This window comes from Pseudoalteromonas sp. bablab_jr011 (assembly GCF_016464045.1).
Taxonomy (GTDB): domain Bacteria; phylum Pseudomonadota; class Gammaproteobacteria; order Enterobacterales; family Alteromonadaceae; genus Pseudoalteromonas; species Pseudoalteromonas lipolytica.
This window is the reverse complement of sequence record NZ_JACDWU010000111.1, coordinates 1-290: the sequence shown is the minus strand read 5'-3', so window position 1 is coordinate 290 and position 290 is coordinate 1. Positions and strand designations below refer to the sequence as shown.

The 290-nt window shown below is 42.1% G+C and carries 1 pseudogene; it reads right to left on the bottom strand.

Annotated elements, in window-relative coordinates:
* Positions 1 to 265 (bottom strand): annotated as a pseudogene (locus tag JIG41_RS04565) (RNA-guided endonuclease TnpB family protein); the annotation flags it as partial.
* Between the last annotated feature and the right edge of the window lie 25 nt (positions 266 to 290).

Below are 290 nucleotides of genomic sequence, written 5' to 3'. Positions count from 1 at the left end.
TATTGACCGCTCGGAAGCTATCATTGTGAAGCCGCTTCCTTTTGTAGGAAACTTTGTGCTTTGGAAAATGCTGCAAACGACCTTTAGAAAATGCATTCTTCATCGCTGTTTCCAAGTCGCGAGCAACCTGCTGAGCAGCAGCAGAATCAAACGCTTTAATCCAGCTAAATTCCTCGAATGGCTTAATTTCCTTGAGGAGAGAAGCCATATCTTTGTAAAACAGGAATGTTTTATCGTATTCATAACGACGCATATTTTCAGACAACAACAGATTCCAAATGCCACGCGCT